Here is a 24,353-nt window from a genome sequence, read left to right as displayed (position 1 = left end):
CGGCACAATCAGCCGCAACCGTACGCGCAGAAGATTGCCGACGTAGCTACTGCGCTGGCCGTCAAGCGAACACGGCACTGGGCCCGCAGCCGGTACGCGGCACTCGTGTGATCCCGTCGCTCCTGTTGCCCGGGAGACTCCGGCTTGCTCCGCACCGTGCCGACGAAGCCACACCACGCCTTGTCAGCCACGCTCCGGTTGTACCGGCTCCCAGTGCGGCCCGTGCTGGCCGGCGGCCATGCGCTCGGCCGGGCGCACCCGAAACACCACGCTGATGCGCTCGCCCACCGCACGCGCGGTCTTGGCGATGCCGTGCTCGTGGCTCAGTTGCGAGGCATGGCTCATCGCCAGCAGGCTGCCGGGCGCCAGTTCCACACCGATTGCACGCGTATTGCCGTCCCTTGCGCGCAGCTGCATCCGCCGCGTCGCACCCAGCGACACCAATGCGATCGGATACGGCGCCAGCAACGTCTGCAGCTTGTCGTGATGCATCGCCACGCTGTCGCGGCCATCGCGATACAGATTTAGGCCTACCGCGTTGTACGGCGCAGGCAGCACGGCCTGCACCGCATCGAGCAGCGCCTGCAGCGGCAGCCCGGGTGGCAGCCGTGCATCCAGCCGATACGAGGCCAGCAGGCGCGGCACCTCCACCACACGGTCGTACATCTCGCGGCGCTGGCTGCGCCAGTCGGTCGCCTGGCGCAACGCGGCAAAGCACTGCTGCGCCACAGCAGGCGCCAGCAGCTGCGGCCAGTAGCGCACGCCGCCTTGCGTATCGTGCAGCAGCTGCACCGGCGCGGTGGGAGTATCGAACAGATCCATCGGGGTGATATGCGGACGGTTTGCGCAATTTCAGCAGCCCGGCGTTGCGATTGCCCGCAGCCGAAGCCCCGCATTCGCACGCTCTCTCGCAGTTGCTGGCATTGCGCTAGTTCCGTGCAGAAAGGCGACCGATCTGCGCATCCGCTGTCTCCTGCGCGAAACGCCGGCAACCTCTCAAAGACAGGCGTACGCATCACCGCGGCAAGCCGTGCACCGGTTAGCGAGCTCAACGATGCAGGCATGGATGTCATGCGATCAGGCCCGACAGCTGTGCTACGGTCCGGCGCTGCATCCGCCTGGAACCGTTCGCATGCAGCATCGCTCAATCGCCTTCTCTCCCCTGCGTTGGCTGGCGCTGCTTGCCGCCTGCGTCAGCTTTGCCGGCAACGCGGCGCCACGTGGGGACGACGCGGGCTTCAGCGCGGTCGACCCGTTGATCGGCACAGGTGGCGAAGGCCATACCTATCCCGGCGCCACGCTGCCGTTCGGCATGGTGCAGCTGAGCCCGGACACGCAGATCAAGCCGCGCAAGGAGGCCTATGGCTGGGCCGCCGGTTACCGGCATGGCGACACCACGATTGTCGGCTTCTCGCACACGCACTTTTCCGGCTCCGGGCATTCGGACCTGGGCGATGTGCTGCTGATGCCACAGACCGGCCAGGTCAGGCTCGAACGCGGCGACGCCACCACACCGGGCAGCGGCTACACCGCGCAGTTCGACCATGCCAGCGAGCAGGCACAGCCCGGCTATTACGCGGTGACCTTGAAAGACCGCAACATCCGCGCAGAACTCACCGCCAGTGCGCGCGTGGGCGTGCATCGCTACACCTTCCCCAAGGGCACGCCGGCGCATGTACTGGTGGACCTGCGCACCAGCCTGTACGACTACCCCGGCAAGGTGCAGTGGTCGCGGCTGCGTGTACGCGGCGATGGCACCGTGACCGGCTTTCGCGAAACCCGCGGCTGGGCACCCGGCCGCCAGCTGTACTTCGCCATGCGTTTTTCGCACCCACTCACCGCTACCCAACTGCACGACACCGAGCAGGACGTCCCGTACAAGGGCTTTCCGCCGCCAGGCGAGAAGAACCCCGCGCAGCGTGCACAGATCGAAGGCCGGCAGCTGGTCGGCGTGTTCGACGTCGCCAACGACGGCACGCCGCTGGTGGTCAAGGTTGCGCTGTCGCCGGTCAGCGAGGCCGGCGCCATCGCCAATCTCGACGCGGAAGTGCCCGATTTCGATTTCGACCGCGTGCGCGCCCAGGCCCGCGCGCAGTGGACACAGGCGCTGTCGGCGATCGATGCGCAAGGCACGCCGCAACAACGCACCCAGCTCTACACCGCGCTGTATCACACCCTGCTCGGCCCCACCCTGTTCATGGACAGAGATGGCCAGTACCGCGGGCCGGACAACGCCGTGCATCAGGCGCGTGGCTGGACCAACTATTCCACCTTCTCGCTCTGGGACACCTACCGCGCCCTGCATCCGCTGCTGACCCTGGTGCAGCCGCCGCAACGCAGCAGCGACATGGTCAATTCCTTGCTCGCCTCGCGCCGCGAGAGCGCCTACGGCATCCTGCCCGTCTGGGCGTTCCACGGCCTGGAAACCTGGTGCATGATCGGCTACCACGCCGTGCCGGTCATCGCCGATGCCTACATGAAAGGCATCGGCGGCTTCGATGCCAACGAAGCGCTCGATGCCATGGTCGCCAGCGCCAACTACGGCCCCTACGACGGCATCGCGCAGTACCGCGAGCTGGGCTACGTGCCCATCGACGAAGAAGGCGAAGCCGCGTCCAAGACGCTGGAATACGCCTTCGACGACTGGACCATCGCGCGCATGGCCGACAAGCTCGGCAAGCCCGCCATCGCCGCAGAATTCAGCACGCGCGCCGGCAACTGGAAGCACGCCTTCGACCCCGCTACAGGCTACATGCGTGCACGCACCCGTGCCGGCAACTTCCGCGAACCATTCGATCCATCCACTAGCGGCTACGGCAGCGACTACACCGAAGGCAATGCCTGGCAATACTCCTGGTATGTGCCACAGGACGTCGCCGGGCTTGCCGCCGCACATGGCGGCGACGACAAGCTGCTGGCGCGCCTGGATGCGGTGTTCGACGCCAAGGTCGACCCCAAGGTGTTCGCGCATATGGAAGACATCACCGGCCTGATCGGCTGGTACGCGCACGGCAACGAGCCCAGCCACCATGTCGCCTATCTGTACGCCTACGCCGGCCAGCCCTGGCGCACCCAGGCGCGGCTGACCCAGATCATGGACACCCAATATCACGCCGGCCCAGAGGGCCTGGCCGGCAACGACGACCTCGGCCAGATGTCGGCCTGGTACGTGTTCACCACGCTGGGCTTCTATCCGGTGGCACCGGGCAGCAACCAGTACATCATCGGCCGCCCGTTCCTGCCGCGCGCCACGCTCAAGCTGCCCAATGGCAAGCGCTTCAGCGTGATCGCCGATGGCCTGAGCAAGGCGCGCAGCTACGTCGGCAGCGTCACCCTCAACGGCCAGCCGCTGACCCGCGCCTACCTCACGCATGAAGAAATTCAGGCCGGCGGCGAGTTGCGCTTCCGCATGCAGGCTACGCCGAACACGCAGTGGGCCACCGATCCGGCGCAGCGGCCGTATTCGATGTCGACGCAGACGCGCTGAGTCAGTAGTGGATGCCCATGCGTAGCCCGCAGGCATCGCGCTCCACCACCGCCGGCAGGCTGCCGGCGGTACCTGCGGCAATGCGCTGCGCGCTCCAGCAGGCCACCAGGGCATCCAGCACATCGTCCGGCTTGGCCAGGGCACGCGGCACGCGCTCCAGCAACGCGGCCACCTGCCTGGCGCCATAGCACTGGCCCAGCAAGGCGGCGCGCTGTTGGTGGCCCGCGCTGCTCTTCTTGCCCGCCGCCAGGCCGTGCCCGCCGGCGAGCACGGCGAACGACACCTCCGGGTGCACCTCGAACACGCGCTCCGCCCACGCCGGATCGGCGCGCAAGGCATCGTCCCAGGCGCGAATCTTCGACAGCAGCGCAAACGACTGCACGCCAAAGCCGCGCTGCCCGTCGTGGTCGAGCACCCGATGCAACGCGGACGCTTCCACCTGCGTGGGTGCATGCAGCATGCCGCGCAATGGCGCGGCAAAGATGCTGCATGCGCGGCGCCCACCCACAAAGCGCCGCGCCTGCACATCCGCAGCGCGTGGCGCGTGTTCGCTCAGACCGATCGGAATGTCCACGCCCAGCACAGCGACGTCCCCCAATGCGCTCGCCACCGCGGCCACCGTGGGGTAGCCGGCAAACTGCAATCCATCGCCGGCCTGCCACACCGCCAGCCAGCCGCTGCCGGCGCCATCGATCCCTACACACTGCATTGCGGTCCTCCCGGTCGTGGCCTGCGTGTACGGCGCAGCAGCACCGCACGCGCGCCATCTGCGTGGCGCGTTCACATCATGCACAACATTCGTTCACCCGCACGCATCGCCATGGTTTCCAGACTGCTCCGCATCGGCCGCAGCACGCTGCGGCACTGCCATCCCCCACTGCAGGAGCCAGCGCATGTCCAGCACCAAGAACCAGTACGAAATGCAGAACCCGCTCACCCAGTTTCCGCAGCCCAAGTTCCCCGAGCAGACCCAGGAAGCGCCGGGCACCATCCATGCATTGCAGCCCAAGGCCGACCACGGCGAGCAGAGCTACCAGGGCTTCGGCCGCCTGAAGGGCCGCAAGGCGCTGATCACCGGCGCCGACTCGGGCATCGGCCGCGCTACTGCGATCGCCTATGCGCGCGAAGGCGCGGACATCGTGCTGAACTACCTGCCGGAAGAAGAACAGGACGCTGCGGAGGTGGTGAAGTTGATCGAGGCCGAAGGCCGCAAGGCGATCAGCATCCCCGGTGATCTCAAGGATGAGGCTTTCTGCAACCAGTTGGTCGCACGCGCGGTCAAGGAGCTTGGCGGGCTGGATCTGCTGGTCAATATCGCCGGCAAGCAGACCGCGATGAAAGACATCGCCGACATCACCACCGAGCAGTTCGACGCCACCTACAAGACCAACGTGTACGCGATGTTCTGGCTGTGCAAGGCGGCCATCCCGCACCTGCCGCCGGGCGCATCCATCATCAACACCGGCTCGATCCAGTCCTACCAGCCCTCGCCGACGCTGTTGGACTACGCGTCCACCAAGGCGGCCATCGTCAACTTCACCAAGGGCCTGGCCCAGCAGGTCGCCGAGAAGGGCATCCGTGTCAACGCCGTCGCGCCCGGCCCGGTGTGGACCCCGCTGCAACCCAGCGGTGGCCAGCCGCCGGAAAAGATTCCCGAGTTCGGCTCGGAAACCTCTCTCAAGCGTGCCGGCCAGCCGGTGGAGATGGCGCCGCTGTACGTGATCCTGGCTTCGCAGGAATCCAGCTATGTGACCGGCGAAGTATTCGGTGCCACCGGTGGTTTGCTGCTGTCGTAAGCAAGCTGAAAGCGCGTTTTTTCGCGTAATGCCACTAGAACCCTGCCGATCGCTGCACGCGCAGCGGTCCGCAGGGTTCTCATCGATGGCGTTTTTGGTATTGGCGGCAGTCTCGAATGCGGATGCATCAGCACCACCGAACCGCAAGGTAGTTCGACCAGCTACGCAAAGACGGCTTCGATCATGTGAAGCTCCCCGTCTCCCACCGGGAGAAGGTGCCCAAAGGGCGGATGACGGTACGCAACCCACCAACGCTCCGCCCACGGCCTGCGCTTATTGCGTCATCACCACCGTCTGGATTGCATGCGCCGGGATCTCCAGCTCACTCGATGCATCGCCCACGTACAGGTTGTAACGGATCGCCACATCGCTGGCATTCATCACCACCGTCGCCAGGCTGCCATCGGTGTTGAGAAAGGACGTCGTTGCCAGATTGCTGCGGCTGCTGGCTGCACTCACCCGCCGCGCGCCGGGGCGGATGAACTTGGAAAAGTGGCCGATATACCAATAGCTCGGCGTGTAAGTCACCTCGCCGGTGCGCGTGTCGGCATGCACCGGCGCAAAGCAGTAATTGCCCACGTGGTTCGGCCCGCCGTGCTGGTCGAGCAGGATGTTCCAGTCGGTCCAGCCCACCGCACCATGATTGAGATCGTTGATGATGGCAGTGCCATAGCGCTCGCCATTGGGCCAGTACTGCAACTTTGCCGGGTCGAACTTTTCCACCGCCGCTTCGGTCAGCAGTAGCGGCTTGTCCGGGTACGCCTGCGCCACGGCTGCGACGTTCTCCACCATCGGCGCGAACCCGGCCCAGGTCTCGTACCAGTGGAAGCCCATGCCCCAGGCATACCTGGCCGCGTCCGGATCGTCGAAGATCACATGCGCGCGGTGCAGCATCATGTCGCGGTTGTGGTCCCACACGATGATCTTGCGGTCGCCATAGCCGGCCTGCTCCATCGTCGGGCCGAGGTGCTTCTTCAAAAAGTCGCGCTCTTCCTCGGCGGAAAACACCATCGACTCCCAGGTCTGCACCGCCATCGGCTCGTTCTGCAGGCTGATGCCCCAGATCGGGATGCCGGCCTTCTCGTAGGCCGCAATAAAGCGCGTGTAGTAGGTGGCCCAGGCCGGCGCATACGCGGGCAGCAACTTGCCGCCCTTGAGCATGTTGTTGCTGTCTTTCATGAAGGCCGGCGCGCTCCACGGGCTGGCAAATGTCGTCAACTTGCCGCCGGCCGCCGCAATGGCCTGGCGCAGCATCGGGATGCGATAACGCTGATCGTGCCTAACCGAAAAGCTCTTCAGCGCCGCATCGCCTTCCTTGATGTAGGTGTAGCTGCCGCTGCTGAAATCCGAGCTGTGGATGGTGGTGCGCGCCAGCGTATAGCCGATGCCCTTTTGTGGGTCGTAGTAGGCAGTGAGCAAGGCGCGCTGCGCAGGCTTGGGCAGCTTGGCGAAGGTCTCGGCACTAGCATCGGTGATTGCCCCGCCGATGCCCAGCACCTCCTGGAAGCGCCGCTGCGGATTGACGAAGATGGAGTTCTCCTTCTCGGTCAACGCATGCCCGGCCCTGGGCGCATCGACAGTGCTGACACGCATCTGCTGCGTTGCGCCCTGGGCGGAGGTGTAGACGCGTAGTGCACCGGCGGTGGCTGGCGGAGTAGCAGCATCCGCAACCGAAGCCTCTACCGCCTTCGATGCGGGCGTGGATGCAGGCGATGCCGTCGATGCCAGCATCGGAATCGGCGTTGCGGCTGTTCCTGTCGCTGTTCCTATCGCTGTCGCTGTTGCAGATGCCAACACCGTTTCAGTCGCAGCACCCCAAACCCCCAGAACCCCCACCATCGACCACGCAATCGTTCGCTTCACCGTGCACCCTCCCAGGTTGGTGACCAAGCCTAACCGACCAACGCGGCGCAACATCGCGCAACAAACGAGCGCAACCATGCACCCTTCCACCAATGGACACTCCCTTCTCCCCTCGGGAGAAGGTGGCCCGAAGGGCCGGATGAGGGTACATCTGCCAGGGGTGCAACCCGCCCCCGGCAATCAAGGCAACAACCTAAACCCCAACTGGAAAGACAGCACCACGCCTTCAGCAAACGTACCCTCACCCCAACCCCTTCCACGCTGGAGAGGGGCTTGGTCTGCGCGCGGCATCACCGCGACGAGCATCGATCAGCGGCGTGCCAACCGATTCAAAATCCCAGGCACTTCCAGCCCAAGCTCGCGCGCCAAAAACCCCACCGGCCCAATCCGCTTGGCCAACTGCCTGCCCGCGGCCGCATGCACAAACACGCCCCATAACGCAGCGGTCAACGCATCGCAGCCGCGCGCGGCAAAGCCGGCAATCAATCCCGCCAGCACATCGCCAGACCCGGACGTGCCCAACCCGGACGCGCCCCCGCGATGCATCCACACCACTCCATCCGGCCCGGCAATAAAACTGTCCGCGCCCTTGACGATCACCACGCTGCGCAGCTTCTGCGCAAACTTCAACGCGTACGCGCCCGGCGCCGCTTCCACCGCCGCCTTGTCGTCGCCGGCCAGGGTTGCCATCTCGCCCGCATGCGGCGTCAATACGAATGGCCGCCCGATCGGCGCCCGCAGGCCACGCGACAACGCGCCGGCATCCAGCACCAAGGTGCACACCGCCTGCTCGGCGGCGCGCTTGACCATCGCCGTGGTGGTGGCCGACGACGCCATCCCCGGCCCGATCACTGCCGCATCGCAGGCCGCCATCGCCCCGTCCAGCGCGCGGTGCCCGCGCACGATCTCGCCCTGCCGGTTCTGCGCCAACCCCAGCACCAGCGCCTCCGGTACCGCCAAGGCCATGCCCGGCGCCACACTGGCCGCGGTGGCGATCTGCAACTTGCCCGCACCGGTGCGCAGCGCCGCCTCGCCGGCCAGCAGCACTGCACCCGGCACGCGCATCGAGCCACCCACGATCAACACGCGCCCGCGCTGCTCCTTGTCGCCACCCGGGGCCGGCAACGGCATCGCCCGCAAGGCGGCCGCAGTGAGCATGCGCACGCGCGGGGGGGCCATCAGCGCGCCCCGGCCGGGCGGTCGGACTCGGTGGTCACCGGCTCGTCGGCCAGCTCCAGCGGCACGAACTTGGTGCGCAGCAATTCCAGCGATTGCCCATCGGCCGCAGCCGCGTATTCGGTGACGCCGCAATTGGGCACATCACCCTCGCGGTCGATGCCCAGGATGGTGGCCTCGTCCATCCGCTCGATCAGGTAGCGGAAACAATTGACGATTACCTGATGCCCCACGATCAGCACCCGCGCGCCCACATGGTTGCGCTGCAGGTCACCCACTACCCCGCGCAGGCGGAAGATCACATCGCACCAGCTCTCACCACCGGGCGGGCGAAAGTAGAACTTGCCCACCAGCTTGCGCTGCTCGGCCAGCTCCGGAAAGGTCGCAAGAATGCCGGCCGTGGTGTAACGGTCGAGCACGCCGAATTCCTTCTCGCGCAAACGCTCGTCCACGCTGACCGACTCGGCCGGCTGCCCCAGCGCACGCGCCACCGCAGCGGCGGTCTGGCGCGCACGCACATAGGTGGAACTCAGGATCAAGGTCGGGCGCTCGTGCTCGGGCAAACCGGCCATCCACGCCCCCAACGCCTCGGCCTGGCGCTCGCCCAGCGCCGACAACGGCACATCCGCATCGCGGTGCTCCAGGTCGATCAAGGCCGAGCCGTTGGACTCGGCCACATCGCGCGCCACGTTGCCCGCGCTTTGCCCATGCCGCACCACCCACAACCGCGCCGGCCACTGCGCCGAGACACCGGCTACCGCACTGTTCTCACTCACATGCTTCTCCTGCACAACGTCGACCTCACGTGTCGCACAGCCGCCGTGAAAACATGGTCGACCAGCGCATCTGTGACCGGTGTTTCAATACGCACACGCATGCATGACTGATGGCACAGCAACAAGCGAACGCAACGGATGGGTAACGCCGCGCCGGTATACTGCAGCCCCCCGACACCCTGCTGCCCATGTCCAACGTCCTGTTGCTGCGCACGGCAAAAGAGCGCGAAGAACTGCTGCTGGAAGAGGTGCTGGACGCCACCGAGCAGTGCATCGACGTCATCGGCCTGAGCGCCACCAGTTTCGAACTGATCGCCGAGCGCGCCAAGGTCAGCTGCGGCAGCCTGCTGCAACGTTTCGAAGACAAGGACGCGCTGGTGCGCGCATTGCTGGAGCGCAACTACATGCGCGCCATCCGCCAGATGTGGCTGGTGGAACGCCCGGCCAACGTGCACGTGGTGGATTTCATCGCCGGCCTGCTCGAAGAATGGCTGCTGCAAGAAATCAATATCAAGCGCACCCGCATCGACCTGGAACTGCACCTGGCCACCCTGCGCGACCCGGTGCTGGCCGCCTTCATGCGCCGGCAGAGCGCATCGCTCATCGAACACCTCAGCGCCCTGCTCAAGCGCCTGCTGCGCGGCCACGCCGACCCGGCCAGCAGCGAACAGGAATTCCAGGCCCGCGTCTTCGCCGTCGCCGCCATGTGCGGCGGCCTACACAGCGTGATGACCAGCGGCATGGAACTCAACCGCATGCATCTGCAGTTGATCCTGCGCGAGAGTCTGTCGGGGATCTTGAAGTCTGCGCCGGTGTAGTCGGCTGCAGCATGCGGCGTGGTCGGCTGCGATTGCACAGCTAATGCCATTCGCCTGTACCGGTTCCAGAATTTCGATCAGATAAGATCCAGCTTCATACCAAGGAGGGATGTCGCATGCGAAATCGAATCACACCCAAGGTGGCTATGCTGCTGACGCTGCTCCTGGTATTTGCGTTTACCAGCGCTCCTGCACTGGCCACAAGTACGGTGGTCACCTTTCGAAGCGCTGACAACACCTACGAAGTCGAACTGTATGTCGGTGGTGGAAGCAAGGAAAACGACGGCATTGCCGGCGCCATGATTCGCTGGCCCGGCTATGCGCACGGGGACCTGCCTTTCACCGGTGTGAAGTACCACATGGATAAGGAACACACCCGCGCAGGCGCCAAATTCGTCAATCCGGGCGACCCTAAATACCCCCCATCTTTTACCGTCGAGATAGAGGGCAGAAGTGGCCGCCTGACCGTTGGCAAGCGCGTCATTCCAGGCAATGCATCCTGGATCGTGGGTCCTTATGCCTACCCGTAGCGACTCGGCAAACAATAGACATCCATCGCAGGGACGAACGATGAAAACACACATGCGCAGTCTATGGACCAGTCTGATCTTGTTGATCGCCCTGCTGACAAGCACGTCCGCTGCCGCCACCGGCGATGTCCTGTCGTTTGAAACAGATACCGCTGGCTACAGCTTTCTGGTCTATAGCGGAGGCGACCCTGATGGCATCGGCGGCCTGGTCATGACCTGGCCGGACATTGCATCACGCGGGCTTCCATCGGAAAGCACGCAGTGGTACTTCAAGCCAACTGCCAACCACATGCGCATCGTTTTCACCAACACCGGACGCACCGACTTGCCGCCGTCGTTCACGCTTGAAATCAAGGGCAAGCGAGGCACGCTCAAGTTCGACAACCGCACGATCAAAGGCAAAGCATATTGGTATACCGGCTCACTGGCGGAATACTGATCGCCTTTCCCGGATAACAGCGCACTGCAGATACAGCTGGCCGACACTGAGGTGCAGGGTTCCAGCCGATCAGCGTTACCGGCAGCGATCACATCGCCATGGGTGGCGATGGTCAGCAACTATTCCAGCGCATCCACCTGCTCCGCTTGACGCCGAAGGCAAACGCATCGCCTACATATCGGCCATTGCCTGTTTCCGTGTGCGCGGCAAGGCCATCGCTAATCGGTTCTTGCAGCCTCCCCTGCGTCGGTAGCGTTGTCAGCAGCATCGGGCCCAAGGCGCGCGGGCCACTGCATCTGCGCCAGCGCCTGCGTTACCTGCTCGGCCAGCAGTTCAAGGCAGAACGCCATCTCGTCCATGCAGATGGCAGGCTGCCTGGCCTGCTCTTCGGCCTGAGTGCGCGGCTGCGCTAGACGTGCCAGAAAGCGCATGTGGTCGCGCAGTTGCTGCAAGCGGTACTGCGCACCTTCTGGCAGGTAGTAGCCTGGGTGTGACTGCGCATCGCGTACAACGTCCGACATGGCCTGCTCCTCATTCCATGGAATCAGCCCGCCCGCCGCAAGGCGACGGACGGGAAGTCGGGAGGCTCGAAACCGCAGACAGCCGGCGGGCGTATTCCCCTTGCGGGTGTTGTATTAGCCGCCCTCCCGACGCAGGCATCACGTCGGTTGCGCCTGCAAAACATCAGGCACAAAAAACCCACCGGTTTGTCGGAGGTGGGTACCGCTGTCTGCGGAGTTTCGAGGCTCCGTGCAGCAAGACTGCTACCGAAAAATTCCTACGTCAAGCATGGATAACGAACGCCGCTGTGAGCCGGGAAACGCATCATTGGCCAGCGACAACGAGGTTTCCCCGTCGGAGCTCAACCGACTCGTTGCCATCAGCCCGTACCCCGCACACTGCAGATTCAATTGAACAAGAAAGCTGCCTGTGACTTCGTCACCGCACTGTTACCCGTCGGGACAAGTCCGTTATCGCGCATCCAACCAAGCCACTTACCTAAGATGTCCGGCGTGAAGCGCTCCTTCGCCTCGTGCCAGTTGCCGCGAAACTCGCTGATCAACCACTCGTCATTGGGATGAAGCCCCCCGGCAAGCGCGTCGTTCCAGACCGCGTATAGCGTTGCGACAACCTCCAAATCTTCAGTCTTACGCCCCTCAAATAGCGCGATAAGACGATCCAACTCCTTCCGACCAGCGCCGAGTGCGGCAGCCGCCACTCCGACAGAGCGACTGATGTTATGCCCGATGTGATAGGAAACCTTTTCCTGCCCAGATTTCAGCACCTCGATCGAGGTCGAATACAGCCCTTCTTGAGCGGCACGCTCCTCCACTCGATAAATCGTCGTATCGAGCGGACCCGCAGCGTGACGGCGATATCCGTCCATCAGGCCCAAGCCCAGATGGGAATCCGCCAAGAACAGCAACTTCATGTGTGCAACACGCCCGAAGGTGCGTCGTGACGCGAGTTTGGAAATCAGGTAAGCACTGAAATCAACAGCCTCGGCGCGTGATTTCTTATCGTTATTCAAGGCTTGGCCAATCAATGCATTAGCCAGATTCCCATGCACTTGGCGGGCCTTGCCGAGGCGGGCTTTGAGTTGGTCGCAGAGTGCCATCAGTTGATCGACCTTGGCGACGATGCGGTGTTGTTCGGCTAACGGTGGTATCGGGACTGGTATTTCTTTAAGGCGAGAGGATTTGATACCAGTGGCCGTCATACCTGTGGCTGCATCTGAAAGCTGCGCCTGAAAACTAAAAGACATCATGGTCAGCTTCAGGAATGGACCAGTGCCCAGCTCATGTAGTTGGAAGCAAATCACGCGCTGAGCAAGTGCAAACCGCTCAGCAATATCAATTATCGCCACGTTCCCCATTGGGGCTTCGGTTGTGAAAAGCATGTCTCCAACCCGTGGAAAGCCTCTTGTCATCCAAGACAAGTAGTCTGTGTCGGCAATGAACTCTTGAGGCTCTCTGCTTATGAATCCTGGCCGCACATTTTTGGCAGTAATGAGCGGTATGCCAGATGATGTTTTTGTAGGTGTCCTGCCCCGGTAGTCAATGAAGCGAGCAAGGTTGCCAAGCCGGCAGGACGCCCAACCGGCATGCAGCGTGAAGTGATAATCAGCCTCTGGAACATCTTCGCTTGCTGTGGTTCTAAGACCTTCTTCTGAGATGAGGCGCGTCTTTTCCTCCGCAATCCTCTTCAGCAACTCGCTCGCCGGTTCATCACTGGGGTCTTGCGGCAGCAGCTTGCCCATCACAGCCAGCTGAAGCAGGGCTTGCTTGAGTGCGTCGATACTGGATTCGGTGGTGAACAGGGTGTGGAAGTGTTCGGCCAGGCGCTGCCAGCTTTGCGCAAAATCCTCGGCATCGCGGGCCAGGGTCAGGCTGTCCAGCAGCGCCTGCACCAGTTGGGCATGGGCGCTGTCGGCATCGGCCTGCCGGGTATCCAGCCGGTCGCACAGGGCCATCAGCTCATCGACTTTGGCGACGATGCGGTGCTGTTCGAGGAGCGGTGGAAGTGGAAACGTATTTGTCTCAACAAAGTCTTTTGGCAACCGTTTCTGGCCTGCAGTCCCTGTCATCTTGGTTTCGCCAACAAGCAAGAATTGCGGCGACTTCAGATAGGCCAGCACAAATCGTGGATCAAGTGTTCCGCCGATAGGTCGAACAATGTGCAACTCGGTAGTCCCAGCTCCCAGTCCATTCACGAGATTCGAAAATACGCATGCCTTGCTATTTTCAAAGCAAGGTGTGATTTTCGCCACACCAATATCGCCCTCTGCAAAATGGGTAAAGCCGTTTTTTACTTCCCCCCATAGACGAGACTCTTGCGCATGCTGATCATCGAAGCGTGTACCAATAAACGTCATAGGCACAAACGAGACTTTAAGTGAATCCGGCGCAGCATTGCGGGGGTTGATAAATGCTACTTGCGCTAATGTCCCCCACTTCCAACCTGCTGGTAGTTCAAACGGTTCGCCATCCCCACCAATCTCAGCCAGAGCCTTCTGCTCCTTATTCTTCCCCGCTGCCACCAACCGCGCCTTCTCCTCGGCAATCCGCTTAAGCAACTCACTGGCCGGCTCATCACTCGGATCTTGCGGCACCAGCTTGCCGCGCACCGCCAGTTCCAGAATCAGCTCGCGCAGCTTCTTAATGCCATTGGGCGCGCCCGCCAGCAGCGGCAGATTGTCGGTAAACAGCGCCGTCATACCCGGCGCTCCAGCGCTTCGGCCAGCACCGCCTTGAGCTGGTCACGCAGCTCACCAATCTCGCCTTGCAGGGCGGCGTAGTTGCGCAGCAACTCGTCCGGGTCGTGACTTATCTGCTCGCCAACGTGGGGGTTCTTGCTGTCGAGGTTCCAGTTGCGGCGTTGCAGCTCGTCGAAGCTGACCTTCCAGGCGAATTCGTTTTCCTGCCGTGCCGTAAAGCCATCGGCCTCGCTGCCCCACCAGGCTTCCTCAACGGCGAACTCCTCGACGCGCATGGGCTTGGTCTTGGAGTAGCTCTTGTAACCGGCCGGGTACTGGTGCTCGTAGAACCACACGTCCTTGGTGGGCGTGCCCTTGGTGAAGAACAGCAGGTTGGTCTTAATGCCGGTGTAGGGGCTGAACACGCCATTGGGCAGGCGAACGATGGTGTGCAGGTTGCACTCGGTGAGCAGCTTTTCCTTGATGCGGCTCTTGATGCCTTCGCCGAACAGGAAGCCATCGGGCAGCACCACCGCGGCGCGGCCGCCGTCCTTGAGCAGATGCATGATCAGCACCAGGAACAGGTCGGCGGTTTCGCGGGTGCGGAAGGCGGCGGGGAAGTTGCTTTCGATGCCGTCTTCTTCCATGCCGCCGAATGGTGGATTGGCGACGATGCAGTCGACCCGCTCACCCGGCCCCCAGCTGATCAGCGGGCGCGCCAGCGTGTTGTCGTGCTTGATCTGGCTAGGCACCTCGATGCCGTGCAGCACCATGTTGGTGGTGGCCAGCAGGTGCGGCAGCGGCTTCTTCTCCACGCCGAAGATGCTGGCCTGCAGGATGGCCTCGTCCTCGGCGGTGCGCACATAGCGCTGGCGCTTGTGCTCGATGGCGCAGGTGAGGAAGCCGCCGGTGCCACAGGCCGGGTCCATGAGCTTTTCATGCAGCTTGGGGTCGACCATGCGTACCATGAACTCGGTCACCGGGCGCGGCGTGTAGAACTCGCCTGCGTTGCCGGCGCTCTGCAGGTCGCGCAGCAGCTGCTCGTACATGTCGCCGAACGCATGGCGCTCCTGCGCCTTGTTGAAGTCCACACCGCTCTGGATCTTGTTGAGCACCTGGCGGATCAGCTGCCCGGACTTCATGTAGTTGTAGGCGTCCTGGAACACATCGCGCACGACAAAGCCCAGCGGCTTGCTGTGGCGCGGCGTCAGATCGCGCAGCTCGGGAAACAGGTCGATATCGATGAAGCTTTTAAGTTCATCACCGGTGATCCCTTCCGGATTGGCCGCCCAGTTGCGCCAACGCAGCCGCTGCGGCAATGGCGAACGGTAGTCCTCGTGGATGAGCTCCCATTCCTGCTCACGGTCATCGAGAATCTTGAGGAACAACATCCACACCAGCTGGCCGATGCGCTGGGCGTCTCCGTCGACGCCGGAGTCCTTGCGCATGATGTCCTGGATGGATTTGATGGTACTGCTGATCGACATCGTGTTACCTGTTGAAGGATGCAAGTGCGTCCAGCCGCGTGAAGATCAACTCCTCGCGCTGGCGGTTGTTGTTGGAAGTGGCCTGAACGGCATAGTTGAAGTCGCGGTGGCGCAGGAGTTCGGCGATCCCTTGTGCGATATCCAACTGCAATGCCGTTGACGCCTGCGCGACCTCATCGCACAGGCTGGCGCGGCCATCCACGACATTGAGGATGTCCTCGACATCCCGGCTGGCCAATGGATCACGGTTGCCGCGCCCCCGGTAGGCCTCCAGCTTGGTGCCCAGAAAGTAGGCTGGAGCGACCACGCGGATCTTCACACCGGTCGGCAGTGCGTGATCGTACGCCTCACGCAGCGCATCGGCATACCAGCGATTGCTGAATCCGAGGACGGCAGCGTCATCAGGCATGAAATCGACGATCAGCTCGCTGGGATGCCGATCGCGCAGGCGGGTGCGGCAGACGACGTCGTCATTGGGCGAGGTGCGAAAGCCCTTACCGGCCAGTACCTGCTGCAGGCGGTACCAACTGCCCAAGCCCATGACGTGCACGATCAAGTCGACGTCTTCGGTAAAGCGAACAGCTTCCCGGCTTACCGAGTCTGTCATCAGCAGACCGGTGGTGCAGCCGCCAACGAAGGCGACCTCCGGCAGCAGATCCGGCCCAAGCGCTTCGGCCACGCGTGCCAGCATGTGCTGCTGGATATCCCAGTTTCCAGGCGTGCCCATTACGGCACTTCCCGCAGGTATTGGGTCAGCACACTGCCGGCAAGCGCCGACTCACGCTCACGTCCCAGCCGGATCGCGTCCACCAGCGCCAGCATGGCGTACAGCTCCGCATCGCGACGCACGGCACGCGGCACGCTCTTGTATAGCGGCTCCACGCGCTGGCCCTGCTCGCTGCCGTAGCCGTCCTCCCAGACGTAGATGTGTTCGCCTGCGGATAACAGGCGATCGACCAACACCGGCGCGGCGTGTGCCGTGGGAATGCCTCGGACGATCGGGCCCGGGCGCGCCGGAAACACATACTTCAGCCCGTTCATCACAAAGCCCAGCAGGGCGCGCGTGTTGGCGCGCGGGATGCCACTGCCGCGCTCGGCCACGACCAGCCCCACGTCGGCGCAACGCCGGAGCGCCTGACTGACTTCCGATTTGCTGATGCCGGTGGACTCCTCAAGGCCGCGTACGGAGAACGCATCTTCGGCCAAGCCGCTCGCCCCCCCATCCTCCTGAGCCGCCGACATGGCCCAGCCGCGCCAGTCATCGGGAATGCCGAGCGCTGCTTTCTCGCCACCCACAGGGACCGATTGCTGGCGCTCAAGGCTGACCAGCTTCAGCAAGAGCAGGATGTCTTGACTTTTCATGAGTAACGGAAAGGGCGCGTCCCTCGTCCTGAAACAGAGGACAAGAATACTATGGAAAACAGGTCAGGCAACGTCCGCACTGCTGTATAGCTGGCTTTCCAGGTCCAGGATGGCCCGCTGGTAATTCGTCTTGCCGCCAAAGGCCGCCACAAGTTCGATTGGTGCTCCAAGGGTACGAAACGGGTCAAGCTGCAGGATCCTGATGTCCTCGATGTGCTCCACCCCGGTGTCGGCGTACTTGTCCAACAAGCCTTCGAGTACCTGCCGCGCCTTGCCCTGATACCTGGCGAAGTAATTGCGCTTGCGCACACCCTCCGCCCGCTCCCTGCGCGACAGCGGCGGTTGATCAAAGGCCACGTGACAGATTAGGTCGAACGGATCGAGCGACTGGCCGAGTTTCTTCTCGACCTCGCCGGCCAGCTCTTCCCATAACACGCCCTGTGTGGCCAGCTCATCGATGATGGCCTTCTTCTGCTGGGCATCGCTCCAGCGCCGCAGGAAGTCATCAAGCGATGCGAACTGGCGCAGGACGCGCTCACGGGTGTAATCGCGCAGCGACTCGGTGATGAGCTTGCCATCGGATCCGTAATACAGGACGCGCTCGGCCACGACCGATACCGGCAGTTTGTCGATGACGTATTTGATGCGCTTCGGCCCATCCTCACCTCCGGTGGTGACGTCATCACCGCCATCTGGAGGATCGCCGACCACACCGCCGTCGCCACCCTCGCCGCCCCCGATCTCAGGCGGTACCGGACTGTCATTGGGTGATGGGTTGTAGATCACCTCCGGGTCTCCATCGAATGATGGATCAGCGAACAGTTCGGTTGCCTTCTTGAAATCCATGATGGTGAACCAGTACTTGCCGTAGTCCTCATTGATACGCGTCCCGCGACCGATGATCTGCTTGAACTCGGTCATCGACCTGATGTGCTGGTCCAGCACGATGAGCTTGCAGGTTTGCGCGTCAACGCCGGTCGTCATCAGCTTGCTGGTGGCGGCGATGACGGGGTAGCGCATTTCCGGATTGATGAAATTGTCGAGCTCGGCCTTTCCCTCGTTGTCATCGCCGGTGATGCGCATGACGTACTTGCGATTTTCCGCAACACGCTGCTGATTGAGATTCACCAGAGCCTGGCGCATACGCTCGGCATGATCGATGTCGTCACAGAAAACAATGGTCTTCTGGAATGGACCGGTGGCAGTGAGGAATTCGGTGACTTTTTGCGCGACCAGATACGTCCGCGCTTCGATGACAAGCTGGCGATCCATATCCCGCAGGTTGTAGATACGATCTTCGATCAACTCGCCGTTTTTGTCGCGCATCCCTTTAGGTGGCCGCCAGCCCTGCAGATCGACATCGAAGTCGATGCGCACCACTTTGTACGGTGCCAGGAAGCCGTCATCGATGCCCTGCTTCAGCGTGTAGCTGTAGACGGGCTCTCCAAAGTAAGTACTGCTGGAGACTTCCTTGGTCTCCTTTGGCGTTGCGGTCAGGCCGATATGCGTGGCACCAGAGAAATACTCCAGGATCTCCCGCCACGCAGAATCCTCAGCCGCGCTGCCACGATGGCATTCATCGATGACGACAAGGTCAAAGAATTCCCGAGAGAATTGCTTGTAGATGTTCTTGACGTCCTCTACGCCGGTCACCGCCTGGTACAGGGACAGGTAGATTTCGTAGGACGTATCGATCTGGCGCTTGGTGATCTTGGTCATCGCCGTGCCGAACGGCTTGAAATCGTTGTTTTTTGTCTGATCGACCAAGATGTTGCGATCAGCCAGGAACAGGATGCGCTTCTTCTGGCGCGACTTCCAAAGCCGCCAGATGATCTGGAAGGCGGTATAGGTTTTGCCGGTTCCGGTGGCCATCACCAGCAGGATGCGGTTTTGACCATTGGCCACAGCTTCGATCGTTCGATTGATCGCATTGATCTGGTAGTAGCGCGGCGAGCGACTGCTGCCATCATCGTAGTACGGGGACTCGACCACCTGTCGCGCGTCCTCACCAAGCCCCTTCCAGAGGCAATAGCGACACCACAGTTCCTCTGGCGAGGGAAACTGATCCAACGTCAGTTCGGATTCGACCTTGTCGCCGGTTGCGGTTCTATCGTGGAAAAGGAATCCGTCGCCATTGCTTGAGAACACAAACGGAACATCCAGCGCATCTGCATATCCCAGCGCCTGTTGCATGCCGGAACCAACGGTATGCTTGTTGTCCTTTGCCTCGATCACGGCCAAAGGAAGATTGGCGCGGTGGTACAGCACGAAGTCGGCACGACGCGCCAACCCTCGGCTGTGCAGCTTGCCGCGAACGACGACACGCCCCTTGGTAAAAGCGACCTCTTCGCGCACCTGGAGATCCAGATCCCAGCCCGCAGCGACGATCGACGGAATAATGAATTTCGTGCAGATATCGCGCTCGGTTAACGACGACTTGTCCATTCAATCCCCTGTGTCTCCACCTTCCCGTCATTGGCGATGCGTCCCAGGCACAGACGCCACTTATCGATTGACTCGCCGCCTAATGATAGTCGTCTTCACGCCAATGCCTGATCGCCAACGGTGACGACCTGATCGCTTGCAACCTCAAACAGCAGCACGTAGCCACTGGCACTGAAACCAATCATCAACTCGCACAAGAACGGGATCCGCCAGCCCCGCTTGCGGTAGCTCATACCATCGAAAGCCTTCTGCCCACTCTCACGCTGCCTATCCGCGCAGCGCCACCCGAAGCGCCTCCCCCGCCAAGCGCGCACTCGCCAGCAGACGCTCCAGGCTCTGCCCATGCCGGGCGCTGGCGGATAGCCCGGCCATGGTGGTGCTGACGAAATCGGCCAGCCGGTCTGCGTCGTGCGGGCACTGCTTGGCGATGTGGGAGCGAATCAGCTCCTGGGCTGCGACATGAAAACTGCAGGCGGCCTCGCGTGCCTGCGCGTCGTTGCTGCGCGTGCCTTCCAGCACCAGGCAGCCGGTGGCGGCGGGGTCTGCCGCGTAGCAGCGGGCGGCCTGCTCCAGCACGTCGGCCAGCGCGTCGGCCAGCGGGCGGGCGGTGTCCAGGATCTGTGGCAGCGGGATGGCCCCGGTCTGCGCGTAGCGGTCGAGGATGCGCGCATACAGGCCGGCCTTGCTGCCGAAGGCGGCGTAGAAACTGGGCGGGTTAATGCCCAGCGCCTGGGTGAGGTCGGCCACGCTCAGTGCGTCGTAGCCGCGCGCATGAAATAACTGCTGCGCAGTGGCGACCGCTTGGTCCGGGTCGAACGCCCGCGGCCGGCCGCGGGCCCGGGGGGTTTCTGTAGCCATAGTTACAAAACTCTTGACGGCAGGCGAAATCTATTATGTATTACTCGCTACATTAATTGCGAGGTGATGCATGTCAGCATTCAAAGACAAGTCGGTATTGGTGCTCGGTGGCAGCCGGGGCATTGGGGCCGCCATCGTGCGGCGCTTTGTGGCCGAGGGCGCACGGGTGACGTTCACCTATGCCGGCTCTGCCGAGGCGGCGCAGCGCCTGGCCGGTGACACCGGCAGTACCGCGGTGCTGGCCGACAGTGCCGACCGCGATGCGGTCATCGACACGGTGCGCCGCAGCGGGCCGCTGGATGTGCTGGTGGTCAACTCCGGCATCGCCTTGTTCGGCGATGCCCTGGACCAGGATCCGGACGCGGTGGACCGGCTGTTCCGCATCAACGTGCACGCGCCTTACCACGCCGCCGTGGAGGCCGCGCGGCAGATGCCGCCCGGCGGGCGGATCATCGTGATTGGCTCGGTCAACGGCGACCGCATGCCGCTGCCCGGCATGGCGTCCTACGCGCTGAGCAAATCCGCGCTGCAAGGGCTTGCGCGCGGGCTGGCGCGCGACTTCGGGCCGCGTGGCATCACCATCAACGTGGTACAACCGGGTCCGATCGATACCGACGCCAACCCGGAAAACGGGCCGATGAAAGACCTGATGCACAGCTTCATGGCGATCAAACGCCACGGCCGTGCCGACGAAGTGGCCGGCATGGTGGCCTGGCTGGCAGGCCCGGAAGCGAGCTTTGTCACCGGGGCGATGCATACGATCGATGGTGCGTTTGGGGCATGACGCGGCGACGTCTGCCTTGGCTACGGCGATGAGGGAACTGCGAACATCACGGCCCCGCAAAGCCCGCCTCACGTTGCGAGCGAACGGCCAGCACAAACACCGTGCCGATCTGCGCGACATGGCAGTACAGCGCCAGATTGCCGTGCGCGCCGTGACCGATCACCAGTTCGCACTTGTCGCCGCCGGCCGGCCGATCAGCGGATTGGTTTCCAGCACATCGATGGCCGCAATGATCTCGTGCAGGCGTGCTGCGACATGTGCGGCCTCATGGCGCTGGGGGTGGTCGAATATCCGCTCTAGATCCGGTGCAACCTCCGGTGCCAGCTCGATACGCACCATGCTACCGGGCTAGTTTGCGGGCCGTGGGACGCTTTGCCGGCTCGCCGGCCATGCGCTTTTCCAGATAGCCACGCATGTCGTCCCAGGCGATGGTCTTCCCGGACGCCACGATGCCGGCATCACGCTGCTCGGCGGCCTCGCTCCCACCTCCAGGTGACTGCCGGCGCGGCAAAGAAAAAGCCCGGCAAGACCGGGCTGTTTCCTGTGCTGCGATGACCGCAACGCTCAGCGCTTGCGCGCCTTCAACCACGCCTTGATCTGCGGCAGCGAGGCCGCCCGCAGCTTCACCCGCGTCTGGATCGTGTTGACGGCGTTGTCTGCGGCCTGCCGCGAGGTCGGCGCGATGTACTGCTCGGCATAGGCCTTGATCCGGTCGGCGGTGGCAAGCTCGGCCGAGTCCATGCCCAGGCCGGGGTAGTAGCGGGCGCGCGAGGTGGAATCCACCAGGGTGTCCACCTGCGTGCGATGCGCCACCGCGAAGTCGAAGGCAAGCTCCGGGTGCCGGGAAGCGACCCGGTCGATCATGCTCGCACCGGTGGTGGCGCCCGGCTCGGCTGTCAACGCCAGTTCCAGCGCGCGCCTGGCCAGCGCCTCGTCGTTGGGCATGGAGAGGAAGTCGTAATAGGTGTCGCGCACCATCGACGAGGTTTCCTGCCTGGCCAAGGCATGCAAGGCGTCCCAGGTGGCGGCGTCGGCATTGTGCGCAACCGCGCCCAGCACGCTGTCGCGCAGCTCCGGCGACAGCGAGGCGGGGTTGGCCTGGAAGGCGGCAAAGCGCCTGCGTGCCTCGGCGATCACGGCGGCATCGCCCATGTCGCTGAGGGTGGCGATCAGGCGGGTACGCAACTGCTGGATCTGCGCCGAATCGCCATCGCGCTTGTCCCAGCCCAGCGTTGCGAATTCGGCCGACAGGCGCGGCACGGCATAGGCACGCCACGCCGTCCGCGCAGCCGGGTCGTGCTCGAAGCTGCCATCCACATCGTCATAGATGCTGGCCACCATGTCCCAGACATCGGGCGATGCACCTGCCGCCACCTGGGCGGTGAGATCCAGCACGTCGGCTTGTGCCTGCACGCCGGCACCGGCCAGTGCGTTGGTGTCGTTCAACACGCCCACCTGGTCCACCACCGGTAACGCGGCAAACCTGTCGGTCAGCGCCTTGAACTGCACGGGCGCATACAAGGTGCGGAAGTAGCCCTTTTGCCCAGCATTGACCACCACCGGTGCGTCGCAGCCGGGCACCTGCACCTGGGCGGTGCCATCTACCAGCACGCGCACCGGCGCGCCATTGCCGCTGCGCAGGACCACCGGCACATGCCAGCGCAACGGCTGCTTGTCGGGGCGGTCCAGCGTGAACTCGCCCTGCTCCAGCGTCACCGCGGTCTGGCCGCCGACGCAGCGGCTACTGGCCTTGATCAACGGCACGCCCGGCTGCAGGGTGAAGTCGTGCGCCACCTGGGTAAATTGCTTGCCCGGGGCCACCGCGTCGATCTGCTGCCACAACTGGTCGGTCACCGCGTTGCCGTACTGGTGCTGCTTGATGTAGCTGCGCACACCGGTGCGCCAGTGGTCCGAGCCGACGTAGTCTTCCAGCATGGCAATCACCGCCTCGCCCTTCTGGTAGGTGATGGCGTCGAAGGCCTGGCTGGCCTGCTCCACGGTGGCCACGTGCTGCACCACCGGGTGGGTGGTCGCATACGCATCGCGCCGCATCGCCGCGCGGCTCTTCAGCGCCGGGCCGGTCTTGTCGATATCCCATTCCGGATGCAGTTTTGCCGTGGTGCGCGCTTCCATCCAGTTGGCGAAGCCTTCGTTGAGCCACAGGTCGTCCCACCACGCCATGGTCACCAGGTTGCCGAACCACTGGTGCGCGATCTCATGCGCGGCGACGGTGAACACGCCTTGCTTGGTGTCGATGTTGGCCACCGCCGGATCCAGCAACAACGAGTATTCAAAGGTAAAGATCGCGCCCCAGTTTTCCATGGCGCTGAAGAACTGGCTGCGCCCGGGCGCGGCGATGTTGTCCAGCTTGGGCAGCGGGTACGGGATGCCGAAGTAGGCGTTGTATTCGTGCAGCACATCGCGGCCGGATTCCAGCGCGAACTGCGCCTGGTCCACCTTGCCCTTCTGCGCGATGACGCCGATCTCGGTGCCGTTGTCGGCGGTGACGGTGGCACGCTCGAAATCGCCCACGCTGACGAACAGCAGGTATGTGGACATCTTGGGCGAGGTCTGGAACGCGATGCGGGTGCGCCCGTTTGCGCCCGGCTTGGACGAGGCCACCGGCATGTTGCTCACCGCCATCTGACCGGCCGGCGCATTGATCGCCAGGTCGAAGGTGGCCTTGAAGTTGGGCTCGTCCCAGGAAGGAATGAAGCGGCGCGCATCGGAGTTTTCGAACTGGGTGAACAACGCCCGGCGCGCACCTTGCGCGGTGGTGTAATCCAGCGCGAACAAGCCGTTGGCCTGCGTGTTGATCACGCCGCTGTAGTCGATGGACAGCACGTACTCGCCCACTGCCAGCGGCTTGTCGAACGCGAACGTGGCGGTTTGCGCCTCGGCATCGGTGCTGACCTTGGCAGCTTGCGGCTTGCCGCCCTTTTGCGTGAGCGTGCCGCGCGCCAAGCTCAGGTTGGCCGCCTGCAACACGATGCGGTCGGTGGCCTGCAGCACGCTGATGTCGATGGCGACCTTGCCGTCGAACGTCATCTTGTCGGCATGCGGCGTGATCTCCACCGCGTAATGCGTGGGCTTGGCCGTGCGCGGCAACTGGGTGGTGATGGACGAGGCGGCGGCGCTCGGCGGCGCGGACGCGGCGGCGAGCACGGAGGCAGCCGGACTTGTACCGACCAGGGCCAGTGCGATGGCGGTCACCAAGGGAAGACGCATGGGAAATTCTCGATGTGGGCGAAGTGGGCAGGCAAGCGGCGCCAGGCCGCGGATGATCCGCCGGAACAGTGCGCGCAGGCACCGCCGGAAGTCATGGCAAATCTCAGC

General features: G+C 63.4%; 20 protein-coding genes and 1 pseudogene. 6 read left to right on the top strand and 15 right to left on the bottom strand.

Going from position 1 to position 24,353, the window contains the following annotated elements; all coding sequences use genetic code 11:
• Positions 1-183 precede the first annotated feature (183 nt).
• Complete coding sequence (locus ABQ137_RS06145; protein ID WP_349781590.1) at positions 184-822, bottom strand: alpha-ketoglutarate-dependent dioxygenase AlkB family protein; 639 nt, start codon at positions 820-822, stop codon at positions 184-186.
• Between the two features lie 310 nt (positions 823-1,132).
• On the opposite strand from ABQ137_RS06145, the gene ABQ137_RS06140 reads away from it, so the two are divergent.
• On the top strand, positions 1,133-3,487 hold the full coding sequence (locus ABQ137_RS06140) for a GH92 family glycosyl hydrolase (RefSeq protein WP_349781588.1): 2,355 nt from the start codon (positions 1,133-1,135) through the stop codon (positions 3,485-3,487).
• A gap of 1 nt (position 3,488) precedes the next feature.
• Here ABQ137_RS06140 and ABQ137_RS06135 read toward each other — a convergent pair whose 3' ends face one another.
• Complete coding sequence (locus ABQ137_RS06135) at positions 3,489-4,196, bottom strand: DUF429 domain-containing protein (protein WP_024938624.1); 708 nt, start codon at positions 4,194-4,196, stop codon at positions 3,489-3,491.
• 184 nt (positions 4,197-4,380) lie between these two features.
• On the opposite strand from ABQ137_RS06135, the gene ABQ137_RS06130 reads away from it, so the two are divergent.
• Positions 4,381-5,283, top strand: coding sequence for an SDR family oxidoreductase (locus ABQ137_RS06130; protein ID WP_349781586.1), 903 nt, complete (start codon positions 4,381-4,383; stop codon positions 5,281-5,283).
• 273 nt (positions 5,284-5,556) lie between these two features.
• On the opposite strand, the gene ABQ137_RS06125 is transcribed toward ABQ137_RS06130, so the two are convergent.
• The 3 genes from ABQ137_RS06125 to ABQ137_RS06115 form a co-directional block, all read right to left on the bottom strand.
• Entirely contained in the window at positions 5,557-7,134 is a 1,578-nt protein-coding gene (locus ABQ137_RS06125; protein ID WP_503021207.1) for a glycoside hydrolase family 30 protein, read from the bottom strand.
• A gap of 321 nt (positions 7,135-7,455) precedes the next feature.
• The gene (locus ABQ137_RS06120) at positions 7,456-8,325 is read right to left on the bottom strand and encodes an NAD(P)H-hydrate dehydratase (protein WP_349781582.1); all 870 of its coding nucleotides are present in this window, start codon (positions 8,323-8,325) and stop codon (positions 7,456-7,458) included.
• On the bottom strand, positions 8,325-9,113 hold the full coding sequence (locus tag ABQ137_RS06115) for a histidine phosphatase family protein (RefSeq protein WP_349781580.1): 789 nt from the start codon (positions 9,111-9,113) through the stop codon (positions 8,325-8,327). The genes ABQ137_RS06120 and ABQ137_RS06115 overlap by 1 nt, the downstream gene beginning before the upstream one ends.
• Before the next feature lie 173 nt (positions 9,114-9,286).
• Between ABQ137_RS06115 and ABQ137_RS06110 the strand changes: the two genes are divergently transcribed.
• The 3 genes from ABQ137_RS06110 (at position 9,287) to ABQ137_RS06100 (ending at position 10,885) form a co-directional block, all read left to right on the top strand.
• Complete coding sequence (locus ABQ137_RS06110; RefSeq protein WP_005920554.1) at positions 9,287-9,916, top strand: TetR/AcrR family transcriptional regulator; 630 nt, start codon at positions 9,287-9,289, stop codon at positions 9,914-9,916.
• A 116-nt stretch (positions 9,917-10,032) separates the two neighbouring features.
• Positions 10,033-10,446 carry an uS12 family ribosomal protein gene (locus ABQ137_RS06105; RefSeq protein WP_349781578.1) on the top strand — a complete coding sequence of 138 codons (414 nt, stop codon included), beginning with the start codon at positions 10,033-10,035 and terminating at the stop codon, positions 10,444-10,446.
• A 40-nt stretch (positions 10,447-10,486) separates the two neighbouring features.
• Complete coding sequence (locus tag ABQ137_RS06100; protein ID WP_349781577.1) at positions 10,487-10,885, top strand: hypothetical protein; 399 nt, start codon at positions 10,487-10,489, stop codon at positions 10,883-10,885.
• A 218-nt stretch (positions 10,886-11,103) separates the two neighbouring features.
• Here the strand turns inward: ABQ137_RS06100 and ABQ137_RS06095 are convergent, their stop codons facing one another.
• The 8 genes and pseudogenes from ABQ137_RS06095 to ABQ137_RS06060 all read right to left on the bottom strand — a co-directional run bounded on the left by ABQ137_RS06095 (position 11,104) and on the right by ABQ137_RS06060 (position 20,233).
• Positions 11,104-11,406 (bottom strand): XAC0095 family protein, encoded by a 303-nt coding sequence (locus tag ABQ137_RS06095; protein ID WP_349781576.1) that lies wholly within the window; start codon positions 11,404-11,406, stop codon positions 11,104-11,106.
• Between the two features lie 386 nt (positions 11,407-11,792).
• Positions 11,793-14,102 carry a restriction endonuclease subunit S gene (locus ABQ137_RS06090; protein ID WP_349781575.1) on the bottom strand — a complete coding sequence of 770 codons (2,310 nt, stop codon included), beginning with the start codon at positions 14,100-14,102 and terminating at the stop codon, positions 11,793-11,795.
• The gene (locus ABQ137_RS06085) at positions 14,099-15,568 is read right to left on the bottom strand and encodes a type I restriction-modification system subunit M (protein ID WP_349781574.1); all 1,470 of its coding nucleotides are present in this window, start codon (positions 15,566-15,568) and stop codon (positions 14,099-14,101) included. The genes ABQ137_RS06090 and ABQ137_RS06085 overlap by 4 nt, the downstream gene beginning before the upstream one ends.
• 4 nt (positions 15,569-15,572) lie before the next feature.
• Positions 15,573-16,295: a nucleotidyl transferase AbiEii/AbiGii toxin family protein gene (locus ABQ137_RS06080; protein ID WP_349781573.1), complete on the bottom strand. Its 723-nt coding sequence runs from the start codon at positions 16,293-16,295 to the stop codon at positions 15,573-15,575.
• On the bottom strand, positions 16,295-16,930 hold the full coding sequence (locus tag ABQ137_RS06075) for a helix-turn-helix domain-containing protein (protein ID WP_226426712.1): 636 nt from the start codon (positions 16,928-16,930) through the stop codon (positions 16,295-16,297). The genes ABQ137_RS06080 and ABQ137_RS06075 overlap by 1 nt, the downstream gene beginning before the upstream one ends.
• 63 nt (positions 16,931-16,993) lie before the next feature.
• Complete coding sequence (hsdR, locus tag ABQ137_RS06070) at positions 16,994-19,375, bottom strand: EcoAI/FtnUII family type I restriction enzme subunit R (RefSeq protein ID WP_349781572.1); 2,382 nt, start codon at positions 19,373-19,375, stop codon at positions 16,994-16,996.
• Positions 19,376-19,454: 79 nt separating this feature from the next.
• Positions 19,455-19,608 (bottom strand): annotated as a pseudogene (locus ABQ137_RS06065) (type II toxin-antitoxin system RelE/ParE family toxin); the annotation flags it as partial.
• Between the two features lie 34 nt (positions 19,609-19,642).
• Positions 19,643-20,233: a TetR/AcrR family transcriptional regulator gene (locus ABQ137_RS06060; RefSeq protein ID WP_349781571.1), complete on the bottom strand. Its 591-nt coding sequence runs from the start codon at positions 20,231-20,233 to the stop codon at positions 19,643-19,645.
• 70 nt (positions 20,234-20,303) lie between these two features.
• Between ABQ137_RS06060 and bdcA the strand changes: the two genes are divergently transcribed.
• Positions 20,304-21,017, top strand: a complete 714-nt coding sequence (bdcA, locus tag ABQ137_RS06055) for an SDR family oxidoreductase (protein WP_014506929.1) — start codon at positions 20,304-20,306, stop codon at positions 21,015-21,017.
• 159 nt (positions 21,018-21,176) lie between these two features.
• Here the strand turns inward: bdcA and ABQ137_RS06050 are convergent, their stop codons facing one another.
• Both ABQ137_RS06050 and ABQ137_RS06045 read right to left on the bottom strand, forming a co-directional pair.
• Positions 21,177-21,353, bottom strand: a complete 177-nt coding sequence (locus ABQ137_RS06050; protein ID WP_326520409.1) for a hypothetical protein — start codon at positions 21,351-21,353, stop codon at positions 21,177-21,179.
• Between the two features lie 228 nt (positions 21,354-21,581).
• Positions 21,582-24,245, bottom strand: coding sequence for a M1 family metallopeptidase (locus ABQ137_RS06045; protein ID WP_349781570.1), 2,664 nt, complete (start codon positions 24,243-24,245; stop codon positions 21,582-21,584).
• Positions 24,246-24,353 lie beyond the last annotated feature (108 nt).

The organism is Xanthomonas sp. WHRI 8393, assembly GCF_040203315.1.
Lineage (GTDB): Bacteria > Pseudomonadota > Gammaproteobacteria > Xanthomonadales > Xanthomonadaceae > Xanthomonas > Xanthomonas arboricola.
The sequence above is the reverse complement of the archived record's forward strand: the minus strand, read 5'-3'. Positions and strand labels throughout refer to the sequence as shown.

Coding starts and splice junctions, on each gene's coding strand:
- ABQ137_RS06075 (WP_226426712.1), bottom strand. CDS start 16,930: ATGAAAAGTCAAGACATCCTGCTCTTGCTGAAGCTGGTCAGCCTTGAG.
- ABQ137_RS06095 (WP_349781576.1), bottom strand. CDS start 11,406: ATGTCGGACGTTGTACGCGATGCGCAGTCACACCCAGGCTACTACCTG.
- ABQ137_RS06080 (WP_349781573.1), bottom strand. CDS start 16,295: ATGGGCACGCCTGGAAACTGGGATATCCAGCAGCACATGCTGGCACGC.
- ABQ137_RS06120 (WP_349781582.1), bottom strand. CDS start 8,325: ATGGCCCCCCCGCGCGTGCGCATGCTCACTGCGGCCGCCTTGCGGGCG.
- ABQ137_RS06090 (WP_349781575.1), bottom strand. CDS start 14,102: ATGACGGCGCTGTTTACCGACAATCTGCCGCTGCTGGCGGGCGCGCCC.
- ABQ137_RS06085 (WP_349781574.1), bottom strand. CDS start 15,568: ATGTCGATCAGCAGTACCATCAAATCCATCCAGGACATCATGCGCAAG.
- ABQ137_RS06145 (WP_349781590.1), bottom strand. CDS start 822: ATGGATCTGTTCGATACTCCCACCGCGCCGGTGCAGCTGCTGCACGAT.
- ABQ137_RS06140 (WP_349781588.1), top strand. CDS start 1,133: ATGCAGCATCGCTCAATCGCCTTCTCTCCCCTGCGTTGGCTGGCGCTG.
- ABQ137_RS06045 (WP_349781570.1), bottom strand. CDS start 24,245: ATGCGTCTTCCCTTGGTGACCGCCATCGCACTGGCCCTGGTCGGTACA.
- ABQ137_RS06105 (WP_349781578.1), top strand. CDS start 10,033: ATGCGAAATCGAATCACACCCAAGGTGGCTATGCTGCTGACGCTGCTC.
- ABQ137_RS06110 (WP_005920554.1), top strand. CDS start 9,287: ATGTCCAACGTCCTGTTGCTGCGCACGGCAAAAGAGCGCGAAGAACTG.
- ABQ137_RS06100 (WP_349781577.1), top strand. CDS start 10,487: ATGAAAACACACATGCGCAGTCTATGGACCAGTCTGATCTTGTTGATC.
- bdcA (WP_014506929.1), top strand. CDS start 20,304: ATGTCAGCATTCAAAGACAAGTCGGTATTGGTGCTCGGTGGCAGCCGG.
- hsdR (WP_349781572.1), bottom strand. CDS start 19,375: ATGGACAAGTCGTCGTTAACCGAGCGCGATATCTGCACGAAATTCATT.
- ABQ137_RS06130 (WP_349781586.1), top strand. CDS start 4,381: ATGTCCAGCACCAAGAACCAGTACGAAATGCAGAACCCGCTCACCCAG.
- ABQ137_RS06135 (WP_024938624.1), bottom strand. CDS start 4,196: ATGCAGTGTGTAGGGATCGATGGCGCCGGCAGCGGCTGGCTGGCGGTG.
- ABQ137_RS06060 (WP_349781571.1), bottom strand. CDS start 20,233: ATGGCTACAGAAACCCCCCGGGCCCGCGGCCGGCCGCGGGCGTTCGAC.